The following is a 19163-nucleotide window of genomic DNA, read 5'->3' as shown; positions in this document are numbered from 1 at the left end:
ACGTCGTGAATCCGTCGGATGTCGGTGGTTGGTCCAGTACAAGCTGCGTGCTGCTGGGTGTCGGAACCGAAGCTATGCGTCAACTGCGGGCACGTGAACTGCGTGCAGGACGCTTCGGCGGACATTTCAAAGGTCCCGCGCGTCCCAGAAATGCGCCGTATGGTTCGGGTATGACTCAGCGGCTGGAATCAGCGATGCTGCGCGCGAAGCTGGATTCGTCCGCACTGGCGGCGGTGGTGGGTGTCGATGCGAAGACGGTCAACCGCTGGTTGGCTGGTCGTGTCCCACATCGGCGGACGCGATCGGTGGTCGCGCAGGTTCTCGGGGAATCCGAAGACCTGCTGTGGCCGCAAACTCGGCCTGATCTAGCCCCGGGTGCGTCGGCTACCGCCGAAGTGCAGGCCGCTTACGCGCACCGCGCGGACATTCCCAATGACCTGTGGACCGCATTGCTCCTCGGCGCAGAGGAGCAGATTGACATCGTCGGATACGCCTATCCGTTCGTGATGGAACTGCTGCCGAACGCGGCGGACGTACTGGAGGCGAAGTGCCGCAACGGGACCCGTATCCGGCTGGCGTTCGCTGACCCCGATTGCCCACACGTCGCTGAGCGTGATGCGTTGGAACAGATGAGCGGAACCCTTGCCGGCCGGATCCGCAATGCGCTGAACATGGTGGGAAACTTGATCAATACCCCGGGCTGTGAAATCGGGCTGCACACCAGCCACCTCTACAACTCGGTGTTCCGCTTCGACGACCAGATGATCGTTACGCCATATCTGTTTCGGGCCCGCGGATATCAGCACCCGGCGTTGCATCTGCGAAAGCTGTCCCCGCACGGGATCTTCTCTTCGTTCGTCGAGCAGTTCGAACAGATCTGGGGTTCTGCGACCCCCTACCCACAAGGACTCGAGCATGAGCTCACGGCGTGACTACTACCGGGACCCGAATGCACCGAAAGCCAACAGCCTGGTGCCCGGAAGTTCGGCGCTGGTGGTGGACAGTGACGGCCGAATCCTGATGCAGCGCAGGGGAGATTCCGGTAACTGGTCGCTGCCGGGTGGGGCCATGGAGATTGGTGAGACTCTCGAACAGTGCGCGGTTCGCGAGACGAAGGAGGAGACCGGGCTCGATATCGAGATCACCGGGCTGCTGGGGATCTACACCGATCCGGAGCACGTCATCGAGTATTCGGACGGCGAAGTACGGCAGGAGTTCGCGGTCACCTACTACGGTCGTGTGACCGGTGGTGAGCTACGCGTCAGTAGCGAGTCGACTGCGGTTCGATTTCTCAGCCAGGAGGAGTTGTCGGTATTGCCTGTGCATCCCACGGTCCGGCTGCGGCTCGGACACTTCGCCGAGCAGCGGGGCGTACCGTATCTCGGATAGCAGCCCGTGCACCGGGCTACGGCAGTACGGATCGACCATGCCGCCGCCAGTCTCCCACTGGGCCAGTGCGTACGATATCGCAGCCCGAATCGCCCTAGTGCACTGCAGGACTCGATGCAGTGAAGTTCGATGCCCGGCGCTGGCCACCCTCTAAGAAGCCGCCCGAAGTCCAGCTGAACCCCGGCCGAGCGGAACTCGCATTTAGCTCTCGCGGTTATAGGAACGTGGCCGACGATTTCGAGTCGCATGGGTTGGCGGATTGCGCAACGAGCGTGCCCGCGCGTACATCGTAGCGTCTACTGCTTGTGTCGCTACGGTTGGCCAGCCGATCGTTTCGAACCGAATTTAATTGTGCCAGTTGATCATGCGAATAATTGAACTCGGATTGGACGGTTGGAAACGGCTGCACTGCACTGATGTGACCTGTCGGCCGGGCTCGCGCTGCGGTGTGGCCCGATCACCTGTCCAGTGGACGATTGCACCGATATGAGTCGGTGCTGTACCAACAGGATCCTAAGTCTGACGATAGGCCTCATTCAGTGGGGAGCGCAGCTAGGTAGAGTCGCACCGGATCTTCGAGTATGCCGCGAGCAAACCACGGAGGTAGGGGTGGAAGGTCCCGTATCCACGGTGTCAGGGCCTTGAGTACTGTCAGGGCGTCAAGCGGACGCTCGGTGGGATCCACCGCCAACAGTCGATGCGTGAGCTTCTTCAGATCAGGTGGGACGCCCGGTAGGTCAGGGAGTGCGACCCGATCGCGCAGGAAGCCATCGAGCGGGCTGCCATGGTCGAAGGGCCTTGCCGCGGTCAATAGTTCGTACAAGAGGACTCCGACGGAATAGAGGTCGGTGGCCTTGCTAGCAGGCTCACCGTCCATGAGTTCCGGAGCCGAGTAGTGGAGAGACATCGGGATGTCGCCCCATTTGGTGATTACGGAGTAGTCGCCGAGGGTCAACGAAGCCGCGATTCCGAAATCGATGACCTTGATCATTCCGTTCGGGCACAGGACGAGGTTCTCGGGCTTGAGGTCGCGGTGAATCAGCTGTTCTCGATGAGCGGCCTCCAGAACGGCACAAACCTGGGCCGCAATCGATGCAGCCCAGCCGACATGGAGACCTCCCTGCTCACCGAGGAGCGTGCCGACAGTATGGCCGGGCACTAGCTCCATGACCATGTACAGTTCGTCGTCGCCGCCGAAGTCGTATACGGCAGGCACCCCTGGGTGGCGCAACCTGGCGGTTATACGCGCCTCGCGGAGGAACCTGCGGCGGGTGTCAGAATCGCTGGCGATGTCCGACGCGATGACCTTGATCGCGATCTCCCGGTTGAGGCGGATGTCGATGCCGCTCCACACCTCGGCCATGCCACCTCGCCCGACGGGCGAGGTGATTTGGTAGCGGTCGGCCAGGAGCTTCACGGCAGGAATCTGCTCTTCCTTCCGTTCCAGCTGATGACGAGACTGTCACGGGCCCGGGTGGCAGCGACGAATAGTAGCGAGCGGGCGCGCTTCATGTCCACACGATAGCGCGCAGGATCACTACCTTTCAGCTCGAGTACTCGTGTGGATGGCAGTGAACCGTCGGAGACGCCGGCAAGGATCATACGCTGGTATTCCAGACCTTTGAACCGGTGCATCGTGCCGATGTGGACAGTTGCGTCGACGTCGCGAGGTCCGTCAGGGCCGATCACGGTAGCGTGAATGTTCGCGCTGACTAGCCGTTTCGCGACCGCTTCGGTCATCCAGCGTTCCGGCACGGCGACCGCGATGGATCCGCCGCCCCACACGACAATCTGCTCGGCGATACCGTCGAGCTCGGCGTCCCATAGGGGGTACGCGCGCCAATCAGGCTCACTTCCGCGCAGTACAGACCGGTAGCCGCTAAGGTTGTCGTTGCCCTCATCGAGGTCATCCCACTCTTCCTCACCAAGCACCGCTGCGGCAGCACTGAGGATCTGATGGGTAGTTCGGTAGCTCAAGGTTAGTTTTGCCGACCGACCGCGGATATTGATTCCGAGTTGCCCGAGCGAGACGTGCTGTCCGTAGATGCGTTGGTGGGCATCGCCAGCCAGGAAAAGATCGTCGGCGCCCTTAGCCGCCAACGAGCGGAGCATGCGCCAGTGCGCCGGACTGAGGTCTTGCGCTTCGTCGACCACGACGTGCCGGTATCGGGCATGCCATTCGCTGGCCGTATTCGCCGCAAGTGCTGCGGCTCGCTCGGTTACCTGCGGCAGCGTCCACCGCCCCTGCTCGTCCAGCCGCTTCACATATCTTTCGACCAGGCCCCAGATCGCCGCGCGCGATTCGCGGCTGATGCGTTGCCCCCGGCCGGCCCGGCGCGCCTTGAAGTAATCGGCGCGGGTAGCCAGTCCTTGCCCCAGGATGACTTGCGTCCATTCGTCATAGAGGAACTGGGCGTCCCATTGCTGGTAGCCCTGTTCGTCGAGGATTTGTTGCCACATTTCGACAGCCTTGGTGTCGAAGATCCATTGGCGCCGCTCACCACCGGGGATACTGGTCGCGATTTTCACAGCGAGCTTGTCGATGGTGAGGATCTCGACACGGTCGAGGACTTCGGGTCCAGCTAGGTCGATCAGGCGTTGGCGCAGATCGGCAGCAAGGTTCGTGTTGAACGTGGTGAGCAGGATGTCCTTGTGCATATCGGATTGTGGGCCGTTCGCCAGCCGATGTACGCGATGCAACGCGACAATCGTCTTGCCAGTGCCGGGTCCGCCGCTGACTCGGGCAGGGCCGCTGTAATTGCGCTCGACAATCGCCCGCTGGGTGGGATGCAGGAACACTTTCCACCGCCCGAAATCGCCTTCTTCCAGGATCGCCTGCAGCGCACCATCTTCTGTGGTCACAGTCGCTGGGCGCTCCAGTGCGGCCTGATAGTCGTCGGCGTCGATGGCTTCGTCGGCTGCGACCGGGACGGTGATTTGGTCCATGACCTCCTCGGGCGTCTTGCCAGCGAATAGCTCGAGTAGCACCTCACCAGTGAGTTGAGGGGCGACGGTTATTAGCGCCTGCAGCTCCTCTTCGTTGGTGATCTTGGCAATCAGGGTGAGCAGCGGCGCACTCACGCCCAGTTCGAGCAGCGTCTGGTCGGTGTACTGGCCGAACAGCGGGGCCGGCAGCACAGGCGCCGACGCGGTTGGTTGAGGTTCTGTGGGCACGGAGGCTGCGGCTGTCACCAGGTCGACGAATTCGATGCCGCCGCTGACCGGGTTGATCTGGTAGGCATACCGGTCGAGGTTGTCGTATACCTCCTGACGGGACTTGACGGTGACGATGATCCAGTCCTTGCCGCCCGCGTGCAGAAGTAGCGCCCGATAGTCCTGGTTTACCCGCGCAGAGAACAACTTGGAGTTGCCCTGCAACTGTTTGAGCTGCAGACCAGGAGAGTCCGGGTTGTCCTTGAACTTGTGCTGAAAGTCGTAGATCGCGCCCTTTACCGCTCGTGGGAGCTTGAGTACCTCGTCGTATGCCTTGTCGAGCATGCGCAGGTTAGCGGCGGTCATCGGGTTCCTCCGATCAGATCAGCGAGTTCGCCGGAAGTCCAGGCGGTCGCAGGTCGAGCTTGCCAGCCTGCCTGAGTGTATGCGTCGCGGGCATCGGCATCGGCCGCGAGAACCACTGCGAGTTTGGCTGTGGGCCAGGCTAATTCCGCTTGCCACGCTTGATCGCCGAGTTCATGACCGACCGTCGGGGTTGGCACCGCGAGCGCAGCCAGTTCGTGCGCCAGTTTGGCGAGGCCGGGCTCGTCCGGATCGAGCATGTCGAGCTTGTCTTTCCACCCGTGTGGCACGGGACCTGTGTCGACCACTGGTTCCGGCACAGCCTCGGGTCGCGGTGGCGGCGGCAGGGTGTCGTCAACGAGGTCGTGATCAAGCGGGTGGAGACTAAGCATCGTCAACATGCCACTGCCTCCGGCTGCGGCTAGTTCGGCAGCATCGAACTCGTCGAGCGAGGTCAGGGCCAACTGGGCACTGTCACCGCCACCGAAATCGAGGAACTGCACCAGATTTCCCCAGTACAGCCAATTCGCCCAACGCTGTTTGTGAGCGTCGGCGTTGGTTTGGACGGTCGCGTCGCGGTCGTCGAGCACGGTGAAAGCGCTCCAAGCGCGGGCGCCCTGCTGATCTACAACGATCGTCACCGAGTTGCCGGCAACAGTCGCGATCTTTCCGGCGCGCTGCGAGGAGGGCAATGGCAGGCCCTTCAGAGCGGCAAGCACCCGTTCGGGGACCCCGGACGAGTCAGAGGTGCTCGGTGGTTCGGTCGCGGTCTTCATTGCTCCGCCGACGACGGCTTCGGCTCTAGTCAGCCACAGCTTCGGATCCGGTTCGGCGAGGAACGCGAGCAACGTATCGACCGGGTTTGTCCACATGGTCGTGACGAGCTCGTCCGGGTTGCGACCAGTCGCCTGGCTGTAGAGCGCCCGGGCGGCACTTTGGGCATTGCCCTGGTACGGCGCATTCAATGGATCCTTTCCGTTGTCAGAATCGAACCCACGCTCTTCCCAGTTGGCCATGTCGGTCCAGGTCAACTGAAAGACCAGCCCTCGGTGTGCGCGCAGCGTTGCCCTCTTACGTGCATCGTCGGCGATGCGGTTGTGTCTTGAAGAAGCGTGGAACTCGTAGCCATCAAGGTAGACGGCGACTTCCTGTGGCTTGTCGTCCATCAGACGGAACACCACATCTGGGCGCGTGCCACGGATAGTGTTCTGCAGCAGCATTTTCCAGTGCACAACCTGGCCGCTGGGACTCTCGATGCGAAGGTCAGCAGTGCGCTTCCCACCAATTAAATCTCCGCGTGCCAGCGTTGCGTGCTGGTTGCGGGACGCCCACTTCGAGACCCCGTCGAGGAACCTGACTTCCAGCTCGCTTTCGACCTGATCCCATAGCGAGATTTCATCGGTGGCGGTGACGGGCGTGTATGCCCAGTTGTCGAGTAATCCGTCGAGCATTTCGACGGCTTCGAGACGACGAACCTTGCCGTACCAGTCCGGTTTGTCCGTGGGAATATGGGCGAGTAGACATCTGTGGCATGCAGCTTTAGGTGGGATCGCGTCTTGGCAGGGGCAATCGGCCACCACCTTGCGGGCGGCGACCAATACCTTCTTGAAGTCCTCGGCCTTAGCGAGCCTGTGCAGGTATCCGGTACCTCCTGGCAGGGTGTCGTGCAATACCAAGAATCGGCGGCGGCGGCCGGTTTCCTGGTCGGGCATGGTGGCAGTGACGATTTGAAGGTGGGAGGGGTCGCCGCCATAACGGCGTGCAACTCCGGCCATGAGCGCAGTGTGGAATGTCGCGGTCCGCTCCTCGGCCATCAGCGTGGCGATCGGCAGCAGAATGCGTAGCGCCTCCGTCTCAAGCTCGTGGGCCAGAATCAGCTTTAGATAATCGGCGTCCTGAGCGGTGCGTCTGTGCGTGCACCATGGCCGGTGGTGCTGACGTGATGGATCCCAGATCGACGGGGTTGTCATGCCGTTCGATGTTGACGCGGGCAGCCCATCGACAGTGGTGCCGCCACAGGTCGGACAGCTGAAGAACGGGTTGAGCCGGACGTTTTCGCCAGCGATACTGTCATTGGCGGGCCGGTCGTAGCGGCTGGTGCCAAGGTTGAGGCTGCGTACCACTGCGCGTCTGGTGAAGTCGACGCCGAACACGGCCTCTTTGTGGCGCCACGATCCTTCTTCTATGTCCGTGGGATCGATGTCGACCGCAGTGACGGTTTCGTAGTAGTTGCGGAGCCGGTCATCTTGGTCGTCGCGGATGCGCGCGTCATCGCGGCGGTCGTGGGCTGTTACTCGGGTCGGTACCAGCACCTTATGTAGCGCACCGACTTCGCCGATATTGCGGGTGGTGCAGCGAGGGCATGGCGAGGTGTCGGCCTCGGCTTGAAAGGTGCGTACGTATCCGCACTCGGGGCACACCCGCCAATGCTGCCAGGCAGGTCGGTTCGCGGTGCCGATATCAAGGCCGCTGATCCGATGTTGGTAGCCGCGCATGTAGAACGTGTTGCCAGGAGCGAGTTCGGTGAGGGCTGTCCGCGCCGGACGTCTATATTCGCGTACCTCGCTGTGATAGGTGCGGGTCCCGTCAGGTGCCACCTCGTCCCAAGTGAGAGTTCCTTCGAGGGCAGTCGCCGAGTCAATAAGGGAGTAGTTGGGCAGTAGACCGAGTTCGACGAGCGCGCCCTGGGCACTTTGCCTGCCAATCTCGTTGATGCGCCTGGTAATTCCTCTTCTCTCGCCTCGCATTGACCGTTTGACAGCCTGATTGTCGGCGTCGTCCTGCGAGGTCTCGAGCGCGGTATCGATGAGCCGCAGCCGGTCGCGCAGATCGGTCAGTCGCTCATCCCACTCGCTGGCTGCGTGACGGACTGAGTCAGCGAGTCCACTGACGGCGAATGCGCGCAGATGGTCGGCGGCATTGGCATCGATTTTATCGCCGAACAGGTCTAGGAACTGCTCGATTGCGGTGGATGCCAATGCGGCGGGCACAAAAGTTGTTAGCCAGCCTGTCTCGCCGAATAGTGCCGAAGCGCGGCGTGGAAGAGGCAATACACCTGTCAGCCGGCCACGGGCGGCAAGGTCTACCAGGTGAGCGAAGTACTGCCGCTGAAGGATCTCCACTGCCGACAGATAGCTGCCAGGCGGGACGATGTCGCCGTCGATCATGGACAGCGGCTCATCTAGGAAGTAGAGATCACGTGGTCGCCGACCGACCAGTGTAATTAGAAACGCGTTGCCAGTCTTGCGGCCTGCGCGGCCGACTCGCTGGATGTAATTTGCAGGCCCTGGTGGCAGTGACGCGAGCACGACCGCCGAGAGCTCGCCGATGTCGATACCCAATTCCAGCGTAGGCGTGCAGGACAGCACGTTTGGGTCGCTATAGCGCCTACCGTCTTTGAAGCTCTGCTCTACTTGTTCCCGCTGCGGGCGTGTGAGTGCGCTGGTGTGTTCTGCCGTCACCACCCGGAACGGAGCACCCACATAGAGGTCTCGGTAGTAGTCGTTGCGATCGCCTAGATCGCGGACGGAAAGTGTTCCTCCGCAACGATATCGGGGGCAGGGCTGGCCGAACCACTCTCCGGGCTGCTCTGGGTGCACCGTTTGCTGCCACGAGCACCGGTCACAACCGATGCCCGCCTCGACGACAAGGTGGTCGTCAAGATAGCGAACGCTGATGTGCCCGGGCTGAAGCCCATACACCTGGGTCGACCCGTCGGCAGCGATCCGCTTAGAGATCACATGCTCGTCAGCCAGCAGCGGGAGCAGCCTCGAAAGATATTCTCCCGCCTGACCTTTTGCCAGCTGTAAGCACCGCATAGCCCAATCCTGCATCCAGCTCTGGTCCGACTCAATCCCGTCGAACTCGGAGCGCTGCTTCGGGCGATCGCGAACGAACGTCGGCGCAGGGAGACCAGGACGGCCATTCCTTGACTGTGGGAACGCCGGCATGCCGTCTGGGCGGTTTCCCCAGATGGTGCCGAATCGTTTGGAGCCGGCGTTGTCGATCCAACCATCCAGCCAGAGATGCCTTATCGCACCGCGGTAACGCATTCGCTCGAGCAGGCCGCGGACGAGTGTGAGGTATCGCTGCGGAGACTGGCGTTCGATGTGCCCGGCAGACAGAGTCATGTGGATATCGCGCGCGAGGTCTGCGACTACATCCGGGTGGTTGAGGATGACCTCCGCTGCGGCGGTTCCTGTTAGTTCGAGAGTCCGGCCTTGTCGAGATCGGAGCCCGAATTCCAAGATGGTTTGAAAGGCGAGCCGCTCACCGATGAGCTTCCATGCCTTCGGGGACCCGCTGGTCTCGCCGGCCAAGATATCGTCGATCTCTGGCATGTCATGGAGGTCGGGAGGTACGACCGCGGCGAGTGCTTCAGCTTCTGTTGCCGCTGTGACCAACTCGGCGATGAGGTCATTGAGCAAAATCGGTGTGTCAGGGTCGAGGCGGCTGGTGATCAGGCGGCGCAACGAGAACGCATAGGAGCGGTTAGCGACGAAGCCGGCACGATGCGCAGCGTCCTGCACGGAGTCGTTGAACAGCAAGGTCTTTCGTTGGTTGAGTTCAAGTTGGTCGCGCGAGAACAGCTGGGTGATCGCCACCGATGCGAGGCTGGCCAGGCCGGCGCCGAGGAAGCGGATACCTTCGTCCATCCCGCAGGCCGGGCACCGGTCCTTCTCAGCGTTCCGGTTCGACTCGGGGGTGGTGCTGACATCGCCGAGAACATAGACGTTCTGTTCGGCGATGGTTGTTTGCGGGTCTGCCGGCCGCACGCGCTCGTTTTCGAGTACCAGGAGGCCGCGAACCCCTGCGTGGACTTCCTGGCGAGTTGCCTGGATTAGGGGTCGAACCCGCTTGTGCTCGGAGCTGACGTTGGCGCGATAGATCTTGTCTGGGTTGACGATTAGTTCTGCGGGGTCACGTTCAGGCGAATAGGCAGCCCAGCCGGACCGCCCGCAGTGGCGGCAGTACACGGCGGGCAGGCGCTCTTGCCCGTGCTGATCGGTGAGTGAATCGGCATCGCGTACGGGAGGCTCGCCCTCCCAGGCGAATGCTGGCACGGGGTCGACGATGCGCGTCAACCGGGACACCGCCCGGGCCCACATGTGGGTTTCGATGAGGAACAATGGTTGGCCTGGGTTGTCGGGGTCGTGGGCCACCGACAGGAGCGCGATAAACCTAGCCAGTGCGACCGCAGCTTTGCGAGGGTTGTCGCGGATCGCGGCTCCCCAGGTATATGCACCGCGTTTAGGTAAAAGTTCAAGGATCTCGGTCATGGTCCGAGGCGCGCTCTTCGACGGCGGGTCATTTAGCACCTGAAGTACTGCGTGGGTCAGGATGTGCTTGCGTAGGAGCTTGCCGAGCTCGGGCGGTCTGAGCATGGTGTTCCCGGTGACGATTCCGGCGATCTCGTCCATTGCCGCGGGATACCGCGACGGGTCGGGGCAGCTCCACAGCTGATCAGGGCTGGGAAGCGGTAGTTCCACATCCAGGTCATCCACAAACTCGTCGACGGTGAGACGGTTCTCGCCGATCACTGATTCGGGTGAAAAAGGGACCCCGAAAACCTCCTCGGCTACTTTGAGGATCGCCTTGCGATTACTGCCTTCGCCGAGGGTCGCGGACGTGGCGACTGGGCAAATGTCACCCATTGGCGCCCTGGGACGCGAATGTCCGGTGGCAGCAGCCATGCGGCGCAACAGCATTGCGACATCGGTTGCCTGCGCGCCGTCGTAGGTGTGGAACTCGTCCACTACTACGTAGGCGATCCGTGCGTCTTCCCACAGCGGCAAATCATCGGCACGTTGCATCAGAAGGTCAAGCATCTTGTAGTTGGTGACGAGGATGTCCGGTGGATTGCGTCGAATCTCTGACCGGCTGGTCATCACCTTCGGATAGCTGACCTCTGGGGTGTCACCGATATAGAGCCCGGCGGTCACCTGCTCCATGCCGGTCTGGGTGAGGTAGTCGTTGAGGCGACGCGCTTGGTCCGTAGCCAACGCGTTCATCGGGTACAGAAACACGGCTTTCACGCCGGGATTGCCTTTGCCGCGCTCGCGTCGGCAGTGGTCCAGGACCGGGATCAGGAACGACTCCGTCTTACCCGAACCGGTGCCGGTGGTGATTAGCGACGGCTGCGCCTGCTTGCCTTTGGTACTCAAGCGCTCCCAAGCCTGGGCCTGATGCACGTGCGGGATGAAGCCGGAAGGGGTCCAGCTGAGCGGATTTCGCCAGGATTTCTCGTCGACCTTGCGGAATTTGGTGCGGATACGAAGGTACGGTCCCCGGAAGATGCCCTGCTGGGGATGTTCGAGGAAGCGCTCCAGGGAATCCCTAACGGTTGGCTCGGCCAGCGCGAAGGTCGTGGTGAGGTATTGGGTGAGGCTCCTACGGAGTTCCTCGGCTGCGAGAGTCGGTTTCATTCGGTCCTGCCCTCGTTCTGTTCATGCGGGGCCGGCCAGTTCGCCTCGCGGAGGCGGCCAACAAATACCGCGTGGGCTTGGCGGTATTCAGACTCGCGATCAGCTTTATGAAAAGGTGCGGCGTAGCCATCTGGAGCAGGGCCTTTGATCTCCGGGTCCAGATGGGCCATTAGTTGTTGGAAGTGCTCTTTGGTTTGATTGTAGCCAAATGCGTACGGATCTTCGGCTATCCTGCGACCGTTATTGTCAAACCACATTCTGAATTCTCGGTCTACTAGAATTGGATAGCGCCCCCGGTAGATCGCGACTAGATGATCGGCGTCCATGCCGAGCCAAGCTGCTACAAGCGCATCGGCTTCGACCAACGCGGCCCTACGCTCACGTTCGCTGCGAAATGGCGTACTGTAATCCCAGTGTTCATCGACATCGCTAAGTCGTTGGAGTTCAGGCCACGCAGCGGCCCATTTTTCGTTCCGCCAGGCAGGGTCGTAGGCCCTTTCCCAAAGAGGAGCATACGCCTCTGTCATACAGTTCATGCGCAGCATCCTAAATAGCAATGCGGGGGCGAGGGGATGGTCGAGTGTGCCAGCGGGCATTGCCTGGGCTTCGGCATCTTGCAGATTCTGTTTACCGGCCAGGCGAACTAGATAGTCGAGTGGTAATGCCGCCCAGAATCCAGCGGCTAACAGAGTTTCCAGATCGTTTGGCAGCGTCAAAGTATATACGCCGTGTATGTGGGCAGGGCCTGGTGGTATTAACGCAGCAAAAAGTGATCGTTCCGTGCTCTTGGGGTCGATCATCTTGCGCCAAGCAAGTCGATAGAACCGGGTGCTCCGGAGCGTGTCGCGAGTGCTCGTGCGCATGTATAGTGTCCGGGGTGCCGCGTCTTCTGGTAGTGTTCTATGGTTCCATGAAATCCAGTCTTTCGAGTTATTGAAGGGGTCATTCGGCTCTTTTGCAAATGGAGTAGCAATGCTGAAATGTGAACCCTGCAGAATTACTTCGTCGAGGGATTCGGGTCGGCCGACCATCTGTTTAATTTGGCCGTCGTTCTGTGCGGTCGTCTCGTTATAGCCTGCACTGATTTGAGGGCTTTTCGAACGAAGGCGCTCGGGGTACCTGCCGAGAGCGGTGATAGCAGCCTGCTCGCGGACTGAAACTAGGAAAAGTAAGGGGACCTGGTTGGCGGGAACACCTTCCATGCCACCAATGCGTCCCCATTCGGTCAGAATTTCCTCATTCACCCGAATTATTCGGTCACGATGCGGTCGGCGATCCCAATCGCCACGGTACTTTTGGCCCGGCGTTTCCCCTTCGCCGCTGTGGGAGAATGAATCTACCAGTGTTCGGGCATCATACATCTGACTCAGGTGGTCAAAAGAAATTTCCTGTTTCTCGCCATAGATGTGTACTCCAAATTCTCGCGTTCGACCGATGTCGAACGCCCAGTTTGCTGCATTTACGAAATTTCCGTGTAGCCGCAACCTTGGGTATGTGGCGGCTCGGAGTGTCCCATCTTTAACACCACCGAAATGTGTGTCTGGATGGATGAGGCCAGCAATGCCGGAATGGGCAGTATTCGACCATGTCTGGCACATGAATGCCCGGTAGAAATCAGGTCGAGTGCCATTGAGTATGGGATACGTCATTGCGCTTCCGAGGAACTCGACTACTCCACTGTTGTTAGCTAGTTCCTCAAAGTACGAGGATCTGCATGGATCGGGCGCAAGCGTGGATAGCTTTCTATCGCGCCATGCAGGAGTTCCCGATTTTCCTGTTAGCTTGAACCAAGGCTCCCACTCCGCTAGAATAGCGTCTTCTTTCCAGTCAGGTCGAACCCAGGGGGGATTGCCTACTTGGAGATCGAAACCTCCATCGTTGAATATCTGGGCTAGCTGCAAATCCCAGTGAAAAAACCCTTCGTTCTCGGCAATATTGCGTACGTTCCAGAGCCACGGAAACCTCACTTCCAACTTTGGCCACGGGTCCATCCCCATCCAAGTCGGTAGCTCGTCCTCGTACTCCTCGAGATCAGACAAACTCACAAAGTTTGTCACAAGCGAGTCCGCGGGCACGTCCGCCCGTCCAAGCGTTGATTCTGCGAAATCTAGCCAGTCGTCTAGATTTTTAAGAGGGATGACGTTGCGGACCGGCTCGATCTTTGATCGGCGCGGCTGCTGAGGCTTCCTAGCGGATTTCACCTGCGACTGAGCGTAGTCCGCCAAGTCGAGTTGCTCATCGCCGAGGCTGAACAATGACTCGGTAATGTAGACCTGCTCGAATCCGGTTGAATTCAGGGTCGCCGACGACTCTACCGTCGCCGACGGCAGCTGAGTGTCGGTGCCGTGTTCGCGGGTATAGGTTGCGTCTGTTCCATCGAGCAACCCGGCCTTGTCCAACGGCCAAAACCACAACGCGCACCAGGCATCCATCACCTTCTTCAGCCGCCAATAGGGGGTACCGGGCGCGGTAAGGTCCTGATACACCTTCTCTTTGGGGACAGCCTGCTCGGGCTGGCGGATCCAGTCCGCTCCCCAGACGTCTATCTTTCTACCGATCTCCTGCTCGGAGATCGTCAGCCGCTGAACGACCAGGTCCCAGAGATATTCGACGCGACCGGAGAGAGCCTGGAGCCGCTGGATCTGGGTCAGCTTGCGCCCGCCCGCCTTAACGTCGGAGACCTTCTTTTTCATCCCCCTGCGCCAGTCGCTCAGCTGTTTGACCTGTTCCGGCACTAGAGCTTTCGCGAGGGCTCTCGCGTCCTTGTTGCCCACAACAGCACCCCAACCATCCGCGGGTACAAGGAAGTGGTGGATGTTCCCGGCTGGCGCGCGCCCAGCTGGGAACGGCAAGTCCGTGGGTTGAATCCCCAGCCATTCCCCCCTGGTCAGCTGGGCTGCGCTATAAACCTTTCGTCCGGCCCCGATCAGCGAGTTGCCGCGCCGCAGATGTAAACCAAACCACGGCGCCTGGAGCCCGGGGTGCATCACATTCAGCCACAGCGATACCTCAGCCAGCTCGACGGCCGTCTCGTTGAGGTCGACCCCGTACGAGTTGTGCAATGCTATGTAGGCCTTCGCCTTCTGGAGCTCAAGCTCGTAATTTTCCGGATTTATGTCTAGCCCGAGCTCGCGCTGTCGGCGCTTCAGGTACTCCACGGCCACTTGGTTGATGGCCTCATTGAGGAAAGCTCCCGATCCGAGCGCTGGTTCACAGATCTTCCAGCTCAGAATCTCCTGTGCCGTCGTAGTCGTCCCGTTCTGATCGAGACGGTGCTGCAGCGCCAGCTGCACGGTAACGCTAGTCAGCGATTCCGGTGTGTAGTAGGAGGCACTGGTTTCCCGGTCGCGCCCGGCCAGTCGGTAGACGAAGGAACCGAGCGAATACCGCATGTACTCTTCGGTTTTAGTGCCGTCCTCAGACATGCGGTGGACGAACACGTCCGTGGAGTATTCGCCCTCCTTCGAAGCAGGGATCAGCCAGGAGCCGCCTTTTGGATCACCGTTCGTTGCGACCTCGAGGAGGTCCTCGGTGGCGATGAATCCTGTATAGGACATCAGGCCTTCGTACACCGCGCCCAACTGGTTGATACCCAACTGCGCGTACGAGATGAAGCCACCCCGCTGGTTCCGCCCACCTTTGGCAAGCATCAATTTCCGCAGCACCTGATATAGGCAGTCGTTGGTCAACCGGGTGTCGACAGTGCGACCGTCGTCGTCGAGCAGCAGATCCTTACTGATGAGCTCGATGGCTTCGGGCCCGAACAAGTCCGAGCGCATCGGCTCGAAGCGCAGACCTTCGTCCTCATACACCTCATCGCTCGTTCGGGGCCGGTGGCCCTTGTTAACAAGGCGGAACAGTAGATCCAGAGATTCGTACAGGTGGAAGCTGCTGCGCGCCTCCTCACTGCTGAGGTCGCGGACGACCAGGTCGCCCAGACGCGCGAGGCCATAGCCGCGGGAGTAGTCCTGGTCATCGGTGGGCAGGATGCCGAGTTCGGGTCGCGCCTCGGCATAGAGCAGAAACAGGATTCGGTACAGGTAACGCAGGGCTTCGCGGCCGAGTTCCTTCGCGAGTTCCGCGGGGTCGCGGATCTCCTCGGGGCGGATGCCTTGTGCGCGCAGTCGGTCGAGCACTTCGTTGGCGATCAACTCGACCGACTGTTTGAGCCCCTCTCGCAGCTCCTTCGATACCCCGACTGCATGGTTGCGGGAGCTGGCGAGTAGCTCAGCCAGGGGCTCGGAGCCGCCTTCAGCGGGCGGGAGCAGCGAGTCCGCTCCCAATAGAGCACCGATCACCGACAGTTCATCGATGTCGTTGCGTCCCAGCGCGACATCGAGGCTCACCCCGAGGTAGCGGCCTTCTCCCCAGGTGGCGCGGTCGGCGAGGATTACTACGCCGCCCGCGAGGAGTAGCACATACCGGGGCGGCTTGTTGCCAGCGAATAGCCATTTCGCGAGTTTCGTGCCAGAGGTGAGCTCCTCTCGGGCTGACAAGGAGACTGGGGAGAGAAGCTTGCCAGCTTGGTCATCCGCGAGTGCTGCGTCCACATCAACTGCCCAGCCGCATTCGATAGCTACCAGGTGTTCGTCGGCGTACGCAACGTTGACGTTGAACTCGCCGCCAGCGCGTTCAACTGTCAGCTCTCGCGGTTGTGCGTCGAAACCCAAGGCGCACAGCACATCGCCGTGAAGCGCATGGAGCTTCTTGTGCCACTCCGAGGACTCTGCGGTCAGTGATTCTCCGGCGATGCGCCGAGTATTGATATCTGCGAAGTACGGCCGGTTTGCGAAGTATGACTTTCCAAGTGCCCGGAGGCCCTGCCGTGGTGTAGGCATAGCAGACTGATGAGGTTCAGCGAACTCGTTTGGCCCCGGCGCATCATCGGTTCCAATAGCGTCAGCTGCGGCCGCTGGTGCCCGCCGGTGCAGCTTCTCCTGCTCGGTCCATCGTGCCAACTGGCCGACCTTCTTCAACTCCTTCGGCAACACCTCGGCGAGATAGTGGGCCGAGAAATATTCACCACGGTTGACGATTGAGTCGAGCCTCACTGTGCTGCCTCCTGCTCCGGAACGAGGACGGCCAACACCCGCAGCAAGGGTGCACCGGTGGTCTGCATGCCGTCGAGCAGGCGCCGCTGGCGCTCGACGGTGTCGTCGATGTCCTGCTCCCGGCGGCCCCGCTGAGTGGTTGGCAGGCCGTCGAGTGCAAGCTGTTCCCAGGTGTGGAGCCTGCCTCGGTAGTCGTTTAGTGGCGCGACGACTTCCGTGTCGTACTCGCTGCGCCGGCTCTCCAGGTGGTCGCGGGCGGCTGCGACCGCGTTCGGGACATGGGCCTGCAACGAGGCGAGATCGAGGGACCGGCCGGTATTGGTCATGTCCGGGCCGACCTTCGCGGTCGCTAGCACATCCGTCATCGGCTCCAGCGCTACGCTCTCGCCAACAACCGCCATCCACTCGACGACTGTCGGTTGACCGAGCTTGTTGGAGTAGATGCCCTGGATCAGGAAGACCGGTTCGGCGACGTCGGCGACGATCACCGGCGCCTTCTGCCGGCCCAGCTCGACTAATACCTTGTCCGTAATCCAGTCCACCAATGGATGCAAGTCTGACAGGTACGCAATGTCGGGCCACATGGTCTTGGTGTCGCGGGCTTCATTCAGCTTGCGCTGGGCCAGCTTTCGGTCGAAGGTGACCTTCATTCGCTCCCGAACCTGGTGCATCCGGAGGTAGTCAGCCGGTAGCGCGGACAAACGATGCACTAGATCGGAAGGTGGCGTGAATGCCATCATCGCGCCATCGTCTTCTAGGTCGGCGAGTAGCCCGAGCGCATCGATGGCCTCCATGACGAAGGACTTGGTGCCCTCGAACAGGTGCGGCACGTCGGCTTTTGCCGGGTCTGCATCCTGCCCATCCACCCCGACCGAACCGAGAAGGTCGGCAAGCACGTCGTCGTCCGGTTGATTCTCGAGCGACTCGTCGACCGACTTTCCCTCCATCAAATCCTGGACCAGGCGCCGTTCCTCGCGTTCAGCACGATATTCGCCGGTGACCGCCTCTGCCGTGCCGAGAACGCGGTGCGCGTTCGCTTCTTTGGCCAGAAGCTTCTCGGCCACAGCGCGGTCGTCCTTGGCGCCCTCGACCTGCGAACTGAGGATCACCGCGCGGAACTGTGGCTGATGCTTCTGTCCGTAGCGGTCGATGCGGCCATTGCGCTGTTCGATGCGGATGAGGCTCCATGGCACGTCGTAATGGATCAGGTGGTGGCACTGCCTGTGCAGGTTGACGCCTTCGGAAGTGACATCGGTGGTTACCAACACTCGAACAGCGCTGTCGGACAACCCGAATCGTTCGATTATGTCCTGCTGATTCTGGTCGGACATGCCGTTGCCGAGCAGTTTGTCCACAGCCGCGGAAGGTAGGCCAAGGGCTTTGGGGAGCAGTTCGTGCAGCCAGTTGACAGTCTCGACGCTTTCGGAGAACACGACCACCCTGGTCGCCTCTTTTGGCCCAACGCCGATCTCGCGCAACTCGCGCACCAACTCAGCGAGCTTGGCCGAGTCATCGTCAGACATCTCAGCTGTCAGCTGCTGCAACGTCTTCAGCGCGTCGATCTCCAGCTTTTCCTTGGCATTCGTCAGTCGGTTCGAGACAGTCTTGGCCAACGCCCTGTGTGAGGACAGGAACGACTTCAACAGCGTGAACGGGAACAGCCGATTTGCTGTGCCGACTACGGGGCCACCTTGCCGTGCGTCACCAGCCAGCCACACTTCGGTCAACTCGGCGAAGATCTTCTCCTCAGCGGGCGTCGCCTGACACCGGATCGGCACCGAGGGGCCGCGCTCAGGCCACCTGCTGCCGATCTGGTTGCGGACCTCGGCGTTGGTCTTCGTTCGCCGAATGTAGAGGTGTTCGATGTCGCTGGCCTCATACTTCGAGGTGTCGGCGATCGCGGCCGGGTCGAGCATGCGGATCAGCTCAGCGAAGGACTCGACATTGCCGTTGTGTGGGGTGGCGCTGGCGAGCAGCAGAGCATCGGTTTGGCGCGCGAGCAGCCTGGCAAGCTTGTTGCGGAGACTGGTCTCGCCAATCAGATTGTGCGATTCGTCGATGACTACGGCGTCCCACTGCATCTTCTCCAGGTGCTGGCCGTACTTGCCCTCGTTCTTGAGAGTATCGATGGAGACGATGATCCGCTTGTAATAGGTGAATGGGTTACGTCCGGCGGGAATCTCGCGTTGGACGCGCTCGATGCCGACCGAGTCCAAGCGGATCAGCGGGATAGCGAATCGCGTCCAGAGCTCATGCTGGAACTGCTCCAGCACCTGCTGCGGGGTGACCACCAAAATGCGTTCGCCGCGGCCGCGGCGGATCAACTCGGCGAGAATTAGTCCGATTTCCAGGGTCTTACCCAGGCCAACGACGTCTGCAAGGAGAATGCGGGGGCGCAGTGCCTCTAGCGCTTTCACCGCCGGCCGCTGCTGATAGATCAACGGATCGAGCAAGAACCGGTCGGCGAGGGCGAGGCCCTTCTCGGTCTGCGGCAGCGGAGTGCGGCGTAGTACTGCTTCCAAGAACAGCCGGCTCTTCGCGAACCGAGGCGACAAGTCGAGTTCGAGGATGGTGTTCTCGGGCTCGAGCAGGCTCACGTCGTCGAGTTCCGTGAAGAACACGGCCTCCTCGTCGCGGACGAACTCGGAGGCGCCGATGGCAGTGACGCGGTAGGTGACTTCGCCGTAGTGCGTGATCGGCGCGCACGTGCGGACGATCCACTCTGCATCGCGCACTTCGATACGGGCGCCTGGGGGATAGGCGGTCTCGACCACTGAAAGTC

General features: G+C 61.0%; 7 protein-coding genes. 2 read left to right on the top strand and 5 right to left on the bottom strand.

Going from position 1 to position 19163, the window contains the following annotated elements:
* Positions 1-170 precede the first annotated feature (170 nt).
* Both ACWF9G_RS28945 and ACWF9G_RS28940 read left to right on the top strand, forming a co-directional pair.
* Positions 171-932, top strand: coding sequence for a hypothetical protein (locus ACWF9G_RS28945; RefSeq protein WP_452519178.1), 762 nt, complete (start codon positions 171-173; stop codon positions 930-932).
* Positions 916-1389: an NUDIX domain-containing protein gene (locus ACWF9G_RS28940; protein WP_452519176.1), complete on the top strand. Its 474-nt coding sequence runs from the start codon at positions 916-918 to the stop codon at positions 1387-1389. Before ACWF9G_RS28945 ends, ACWF9G_RS28940 begins: the two co-directional genes overlap by 17 nt.
* A gap of 532 nt (positions 1390-1921) precedes the next feature.
* Here ACWF9G_RS28940 and ACWF9G_RS28935 read toward each other — a convergent pair.
* The 5 genes from ACWF9G_RS28935 to ACWF9G_RS28915 are packed head-to-tail and all read right to left on the bottom strand — an operon-like array spanning position 1922 to position 19155.
* A complete protein-coding gene (locus ACWF9G_RS28935) occupies positions 1922-2806 on the bottom strand; it encodes a serine/threonine-protein kinase (protein WP_452519174.1) in 885 nt (294 codons plus the stop codon).
* Positions 2803-4908, bottom strand: a complete 2106-nt coding sequence (locus ACWF9G_RS28930) for a UvrD-helicase domain-containing protein (protein ID WP_452519172.1) — start codon at positions 4906-4908, stop codon at positions 2803-2805. The genes ACWF9G_RS28935 and ACWF9G_RS28930 overlap by 4 nt, the downstream gene beginning before the upstream one ends.
* Positions 4905-11330 (bottom strand): DEAD/DEAH box helicase, encoded by a 6426-nt coding sequence (locus ACWF9G_RS28925; protein ID WP_452519170.1) that lies wholly within the window; start codon positions 11328-11330, stop codon positions 4905-4907. The genes ACWF9G_RS28930 and ACWF9G_RS28925 overlap by 4 nt, the downstream gene beginning before the upstream one ends.
* Positions 11327-16381, bottom strand: a complete 5055-nt coding sequence (locus ACWF9G_RS28920) for an Eco57I restriction-modification methylase domain-containing protein (protein ID WP_452519168.1) — start codon at positions 16379-16381, stop codon at positions 11327-11329. Before ACWF9G_RS28920 ends, ACWF9G_RS28925 begins: the two co-directional genes overlap by 4 nt.
* Complete coding sequence (locus tag ACWF9G_RS28915; RefSeq protein WP_452519167.1) at positions 16378-19155, bottom strand: helicase-related protein; 2778 nt, start codon at positions 19153-19155, stop codon at positions 16378-16380. Before ACWF9G_RS28915 ends, ACWF9G_RS28920 begins: the two co-directional genes overlap by 4 nt.
* Positions 19156-19163: the final 8 nt, after the last annotated feature.

This window comes from Nocardia sp. NPDC055029 (assembly GCF_053608525.1).
The sequence above is the reverse complement of the archived record's forward strand: the minus strand, read 5'-3'. Positions and strand labels throughout refer to the sequence as shown.